Source organism: Mycobacterium sp. RTGN5, assembly GCF_033804465.1.
Classification (GTDB): Bacteria; Actinomycetota; Actinomycetes; order Mycobacteriales; family Mycobacteriaceae; genus Mycobacterium.
On record NZ_JAPZLA010000008.1, the window covers coordinates 185,548 to 192,070 of the forward strand.

A 6,523-nucleotide genomic window follows, 5' to 3' on the forward strand; every position below is an offset into this window, starting at 1 on the left:
CGTTACGATTCGCGCAGTCGATGGCGATCCAACGACTTCTTCACGGCACGCACGACACCCAACTCAACCAAGTCCTTGTCTCGTGTCATGTTCTCGCTGTGACGACGCACGACCAACGTCGCCAGCGGGAGCCGGTGCACCATCCGGCCCGACTCATGAAGTCGGGCAAACCAATCGGTATCCTCCCCGTACTGCATATCCGGATCGAACACGCCGACGGTATCGAACACCGACCGGCGGTAGAGACCCGCGCCGATATAGTACGGAAACGAGGCCTCGGGATTGCCGAATCGGGTTGTCACCGAAGTTGATTCGTCATACAGCGCCATCTGCGCCCAGCCCGTCACGACATCGCAGCCCTCATCGACAATAGTCCGCACAAGCTTGTCGAGCGCGCCGGCGGGCCATAGGTCGTCGACATCGAGGAACGCGACGAATTCTCCTTGGGCGGAGGCGATTCCGGTGTTGCGAGCGCCCGCAGGCCCCTGTTGCAACTGGCGTAAGTAGGTGACGTCGACCGGAAGTTCGGCCACCGCCCGCTGGAGATCGTCGATGGATCCATCGTCGACCACGATCAGCTCGAGCTCCGGGTACTCCTGAGCAAGGATGCTCGCCACCGCGTCGGCGAGGAACCGCGCACCGTTGTGGACCGGGATCACGACGCTGACCAGCGGCCGCGCATCGGACTCCGGGATCTCGAGAACAGACTGACCTGCGACGACAGACCGCACGGTAGCGACCACCGATTCAGGGTTACGCCCCAGACGAATCCGTGTGGTTGTGACTTGCGCCAGAATGTCGCACATCATCCGATGCAGCGGTGCACCGGCGTGCGGCAGCTGTGCCAGCGTGGTGAAGGTGGCTGCGTGCAACAGGGCCGATGGGTCGACTGCTTCGACGGCCGATGCCTCGCCATCCCCGAACCGCAAGGTGGCGAGGGCCGACAGTGGAAGCTTGCGCGGGAGGTGGGCGTCGGGGCCGTCGAGAGCCAGTACGACCTTCTCGTCACCAGGCCCCGGCGGCATCAACAGGCGGCCCGTCGGCCAGCGTTGCGAGGGGGCCACTTTCGCCGTCGAGAACAGGCTGTACGCGCGAGGCGGGTCGGCGGCGATGGCCACGTAGTCGTCACCCAGGAATTGCATCCCGGCCGCGAGGCACTGCAGCGCGGTTGACGACTTGCCCGAGCCGCCGCGTCCCACCAGGAGTACCGCGGCCTTCTCGTCACCAACAACGGCGCCATGGACAAGATGCCGGCCGCGGTCCATCAGGATCCAGTGCAGCAAGGTGCGAAGAGGTGCCGAACGCGTCCAGTACGGCAAGTTGCCTACGTCCTGCACCCAGTACACGCCGCGGCCAGTCTCGCGATCCAGAACGCACACCGAGAACTCGGACCAGTGAAACGCGACGAGATAGCGACCATTGCCGAATCCCACCAGATCGCCGCGGTCGGTGAAGGCGCTGCGGGGCACTGGTGGTGGCGGCATCCGTACACCGGTAGAGGCGGAATCCCACACCTGCAGCCGCACTTCCGGCCGCACCGCTGGGGATCCGGGGTCCTCGAGATGGCGCAGTGCACCCAGGAGAACGGAACTCGTTGCGGGGCTGGCGAACTCGACGCCCACCGGCACATCGGCTACGTCGAAGAGGTGGCTGCTGGTTTCCGACCCTGACAACGCAAGGGCAGTCGCAGCGAAGACCTGCGCCGCGAAGTCACGCTCGGCGATTTCAACTCGTCCCATGTCAGCCTTGCACGACGAGTTCTTCGAACGCACCGTCCCGGAGAACCAGCGCTCGGTCTGCCATCAGCGCGCACGTCCTCTCGTGCCCGGCCGTAATGATCGTTACCTGCGGCAGCGCGTGGCGGATCGAGCTCAGAATCGAGGCCAATTCCGTAGGCGGAAGGTGATTTCCGGGCTCGTCCAGCACCACGAGATCGGGGTGGCCGATGAGGGCGCGGGCGATGGATACGCGCTGCGCCTCGCCTCCGGAGAGACGGACGCCCTCGTCACCCATGGGCGAGTGGATTCCCGCTGGCAATGTATCGACGAAATCGGTCAAGCCGACGACCTCGAGAGCCCAGTACGATTCCCCGATTCCTGCGTCCGGGCGGCCGTAGCTGAGGTTCTCGGCGATGGTGCCGTCGAAGAAGGTCGGTCGCTGCGGTGCCCACCCCATCCTGCGCCGTACCTCATCGCCGTCAACCCGCGAAAGGTCACACCCGTCGAACATCACTCGTCCCGAGGTCGGCGTGAGCACGCCAAGGAGAACCCGCAACAGGGTGGTCTTGCCGGCACCGTTCGGACCGCTGACATCGACGTGCTCACCGGCCCTGAGTGACAGGTCGAGTCCTTGCAGAATCATCCGATCGTCATACATCGCACAGACACACTGCAGTTCCACCCGCGCGTCGCTCGTCCCGAATCCCTCTGGTGCAGAGGAAATTTCCGCCGGCGGCAGGGCGTCCCACAATTCAGTCAACCGCTCGGTCGCCAATCGGCCCGCCACCACCTCATGACGCGCGGAGGTGACTTGCACGAGCGCCTGCGCCAGCAGCGTCGCGGCGAAGTAAAACGCCGCCAAATTGCCGACTGACGACGTACCGCTGATCACTTGTTGTCCGCCGACAATCAATGCCAGGACTACGACCAGACCACCGACCACGTATTGCGTTTGCCCAGCCTCGGCGTGCACATCCGCCATCGCGTTGCCACGGTCGCGGAGCCGCCCGATGACGTTGGCCTGTCGCTTGAGTTCACCTTCTTCGAAACCACGTGCCCTGACCAGTTCGACATGCCGGACCAAGAAGGCGGAGCTGGCCGCGTAGGACTCGAAAGCTTCCTGAAAGTCCTTGGTCTTCCTTCGGACTCGTGCCGCCTGGTACCGGTGCGCCATAAGGGCGACCATGACGACAGCGAACCCCAGCACGGATAGAAGTGGGCTCACAACGATCATTCCGAAGGCGGCAAGGACAGCGCTCGCAGACGCCGGCAGCACCACCGACATCAGGCGGTTGAGCATGACATCGAAGCGTTCGCTGTCGTGGACCATGCGCGCCTGCAACCGTGCCGGGACAAGGCTGTCGAAGATTCGGGGATCGGCACGCAGGACCCGACCGGCGATCTTCAGGCGCATGTCCGCCGCAGCGGCTTTGGCCAGCCGCATGCTCACCCGACGTTGCCATAGTGTGAGTCCCGATCCCACGACGCGGATCGCGATCAACCCGACGCAGCCGAGGAAGGCAGCCCGCCGGTCCCCGGCCGGAATCGAGACGTCGAACAGCTCTCGGACGATCCAGACGGCAGGCAGGAGCAACAATGCGGTCAACACCGCAAGTGCCCAAGCCAGCGCAGCTCGTCCCTTGTTCCAGTGCATCAGCGGGTTGGGCGGAATGATCGCGAGGCAGACCCGTCGCATCGTTCACCGCCGCCCGATGCGTCGAAACAGCCTCGCTACGGCGGCGGCGGGCATCAATGGCCACGGCACTTGCCACGATTCGTGGTATTCGCGGAGCAGCCGAAGCCACACTGCAGCGGTCGACGCGGTCCGCTCCGCAGCAAATGCCACGATGAGAGTCTTGGACGCAAACATCGTCGACGACGCGTAGTCGGCATCCATCATCCGTCGTTCCCACCGCTCGATGGGCCACACGCGTAATGCATTGAGCTCGTGTAGGACCCACTGGGGCACCGCCCCACCGACAATCGAGTCCAGGACGACCAGCATCCGCCTCAGGCGCACACCCACCTGATGGTTACGGGCGAACGCGACCACGCGGCCCCAATCCACTTCGTCGGCGCCGGCCAAGAGCAAGAGTGCATCGGCGGCCCACCGCACCGGCGGCTCGGGATTCGGCTCGGCTCCGTGCACGAGAGTGATGATCAGTTGAGCGGTCGCATCGGGCACACTCGCCGCAAGATCAAGGCCGGCCGCAGGAACGAGATTTGTCAGCAACGCCCGTTCCGACTTCGGTCCCCTGACATCTTTGAGCGGCCACCAGTGGAGGTCGAGTGTGGCGACGCCGTCCGGCGCGCGGAATGAGGCCGCGTGATAGACGCGCAAATCAACGGGGGGCAATTGGAGTTGCCAACCGATATCGGCCAATACCGCGAATGCCGCCGTTCGATCGGCTGAGGTCACATATACGTCGATGTCCGACATCGGGCGCGCGGCAAGCGTCGGGTAATGGCCGCCGGCGACCAAGGCGGCACCTTTGAGGAGCACCGGGGTCAGGCCGCGATCGTCCAACGCTTGCACCGCTGGTGCCGCACCCTCGACGAGCCGCGAGTTTTCCACGAACGACCGCCGGTACACCCCCTTGAGCAGCGGACGGATTTCGTGATCGACATCCCACTGTTGCATTCGATGGAACACCATCGGCATGAGCCGATACGTCCCGCCGTCCACGGGAAGCCGCGGATCGAATGTGCGGCACCAATTCAGCAACGCGTCCCGCGCCTCGATCCCCCGTCCGCCCACTACCCGAAGCAGCGGCACGTGAGCTGATGTCGGTACGAACCGTCCACTCTCGCCGGTTTCGGGGCCGCCGCGCCGGATGGCGACGGGTGTCTCGCGCGCCACGACACTCACCGCGCGCCGCGGTTCGCTGCCCTGGCCCGCCGAGCGACTTCGAGCAACGCAAGTCGCTGTCGAGGAGAGGCATCGCGTGACGTGTTGTCTGCATGGATGCGCCGACGAAGAACGACGTCGGCAACGCTGCACCAGCGCAGCCCGGCCGCGTCGAATCGCATCACCCAGTCGATCGCCTCACCAGCCGCCAACGAAGTGTCGAACATCCCGACCTGGTCCAGCGCCTCACGAGTGACGATCATCGAACCGGGCAGTCGAGCAGCAGATCCCGCGCGCGCGGAGGCCGCGTAGGCCATCGAGTCCCCGAATTCCTCGACGACGCCGAAGCAACCGTCAGCATCGTGTTCGCGCAGCGCAACGATCCGACGCTCCAGACTCTCCGGCGGCCACAGGTCATCAGCGTCCAGGAAAGCGACGGCGTCGGCCTCGGCATGAGTCAGCCCGGTGTTGCGTGCCGCGGCCGTTCCTGCGTGTTGTTGTCGAACCAGCGTTACCTCGGGGTGCGCCAGGGCCACCGCGGCGCTGTCATCGGTGGATCCGTCATCCACGACAATCACCTGAGTCGGCTGAAGTGTCTGCGAGGCCACGCTCGTCAACGCTTCGGCAAGCAACCGACCGTGGTTCCAGCAAGGGATGACCACTGCGACCTTCACAGGTCACCACCTATCCGCAGCGGCTCCCGGCGACGGCCACCCGACGGCATCGACGTCATGGATGGGATCCAGGGCCATCATGTCCGCGAGATTGTCATACGAATCCAGCCTGGGAGTCTGGTACGCGGCGGGCCAGCTCGGCTGGTGATGGGTGAAGTCCGTCGGGCCATCGAGAGGGGTAAGCAGCCCGACAGCGACAAAGCAATCCAACATCGCGTCAATGTCTTGCTCCACGCCGAGCTCATCCGGGAAACCAGCGCGGCACGAGGCAACGATGTCGCTGCGATGCATACCCTCGCTCGCAGCCCCCCAGACTGCGGCTCCGACACCTTCAGTGGTGTGGTAACGACCGCTGCGGAGATCGAGGATCACTGCTTCGCCGTCGATGAGTTCGCTGACAATCTGCCGGCTGAGCACCCCGAAAACTGCCATCAAACCTCCCCGAACGTACGGCAACGCGTTGCCTTAGCAACTTAATGTATATGCAGTCGCCATGCGAGGCAGCGAGTGCGGCAAAGTCTCACCCTCACGGGTGCAGAGTCGGCCGGTAGCTGAGCTCCTGGATATTGCCGTCGAGTGTTCGGCTCTCGATCAGCTCGAGGTCGAAGTCGGCCGCACCCGCGAACAGCGGGTCATCACCGGTCTGACCGGTGATCACGGGAAAGATCGTCACCTGAACCCGGTCCACCAGGCCGGCGGCCATCAGCGCCCGGTTCATCGACAGGCTGCCGTGCGAGCGCAGCGGCACGTCGGACTCCTCCTTGAGCCGGGCGACAACGTCGACGGCGTCACCGCTGACGACGGTCGCATCCGGCCAATCCAAGGGTGCTTGCAGGGTGGTCGACACCACCGTCGCCGGCAGGTGCCGCATCCGGGTGACCCAGAGGTCATTCACCGACGCCTCTTCACTTAAGTCCAGCATCTGCGTGAACATCCGATAGGTATTGGCGCCGAATACCATTCGCTGCTTGACGTCGTACTGGGCTAGGCGGTGATCGAGTAGCTCGGGGCCTTGCTTGCCCCAGTAGCCGCCCCAGTCACCACCGCTGACCCCGCCGAAGCCGTCGAGGCTGGAGAAGACGTCAAACGTGTAGGTAGTGGTCATGCAGATACAGACCAGGGACCACGCCAAAACTCATCGCCGAGGCTGTAGGTGTCGACACAGATCGCGAGGCGGATTCAAGGAATGATTGCAACAGTGGACTCTGTCGGGGGTGACAGTAGTCTGTCGAGGACTTCGGCGGGGTTGTCCCAATCGAAGCGTTTGCGTGGTCGTTCGTTGA

6 protein-coding genes are annotated in these 6,523 nt (G+C 64.3%); all 6 read right to left on the reverse strand.

The annotated features are described in order from the left end of the window. Nucleotides 1-2: 2 nt before the first annotated feature. Nucleotides 3-1,739, reverse strand: coding sequence for a glycosyltransferase (locus SLQ31_RS28185; protein WP_319437478.1), 1,737 nt, complete (start codon nt 1,737-1,739; stop codon nt 3-5). Between the two features lies 1 nt (nt 1,740). Next, the gene (locus SLQ31_RS28190) at nt 1,741-3,414 is read right to left on the reverse strand and encodes an ABC transporter ATP-binding protein (protein WP_319437479.1); all 1,674 of its coding nucleotides are present in this window, start codon (nt 3,412-3,414) and stop codon (nt 1,741-1,743) included. Nucleotides 3,415-3,417: 3 nt separating this feature from the next. After that, the gene (locus SLQ31_RS28195; protein ID WP_319437480.1) at nt 3,418-4,578 is read right to left on the reverse strand and encodes a nucleotidyltransferase family protein; all 1,161 of its coding nucleotides are present in this window, start codon (nt 4,576-4,578) and stop codon (nt 3,418-3,420) included. A gap of 5 nt (nt 4,579-4,583) precedes the next feature. Next, on the reverse strand, nt 4,584-5,240 hold the full coding sequence (locus SLQ31_RS28200; RefSeq protein WP_319437481.1) for a glycosyltransferase family A protein: 657 nt from the start codon (nt 5,238-5,240) through the stop codon (nt 4,584-4,586). 3 nt (nt 5,241-5,243) lie between these two features. After that, nucleotides 5,244-5,672 (reverse strand): PqqD family protein, encoded by a 429-nt coding sequence (locus SLQ31_RS28205; RefSeq protein WP_319437482.1) that lies wholly within the window; start codon nt 5,670-5,672, stop codon nt 5,244-5,246. A gap of 94 nt (nt 5,673-5,766) precedes the next feature. After that, a complete protein-coding gene (locus SLQ31_RS28210; protein WP_319437483.1) occupies nt 5,767-6,345 on the reverse strand; it encodes a dihydrofolate reductase family protein in 579 nt (192 codons plus the stop codon). Nucleotides 6,346-6,523 lie beyond the last annotated feature (178 nt).

Bases quoted from the DNA above. Each gene is read 5' to 3' on its own strand.
- SLQ31_RS28185 (WP_319437478.1), bottom strand. From the start codon at position 1,739: ATGGGACGAGTTGAAATCGCCGAGCGTGACTTCGCGGCGCAGGTCTTC.
- SLQ31_RS28190 (WP_319437479.1), bottom strand. From the start codon at position 3,414: ATGCGACGGGTCTGCCTCGCGATCATTCCGCCCAACCCGCTGATGCAC.
- SLQ31_RS28205 (WP_319437482.1), bottom strand. From the start codon at position 5,672: ATGGCAGTTTTCGGGGTGCTCAGCCGGCAGATTGTCAGCGAACTCATC.
- SLQ31_RS28210 (WP_319437483.1), bottom strand. From the start codon at position 6,345: ATGACCACTACCTACACGTTTGACGTCTTCTCCAGCCTCGACGGCTTC.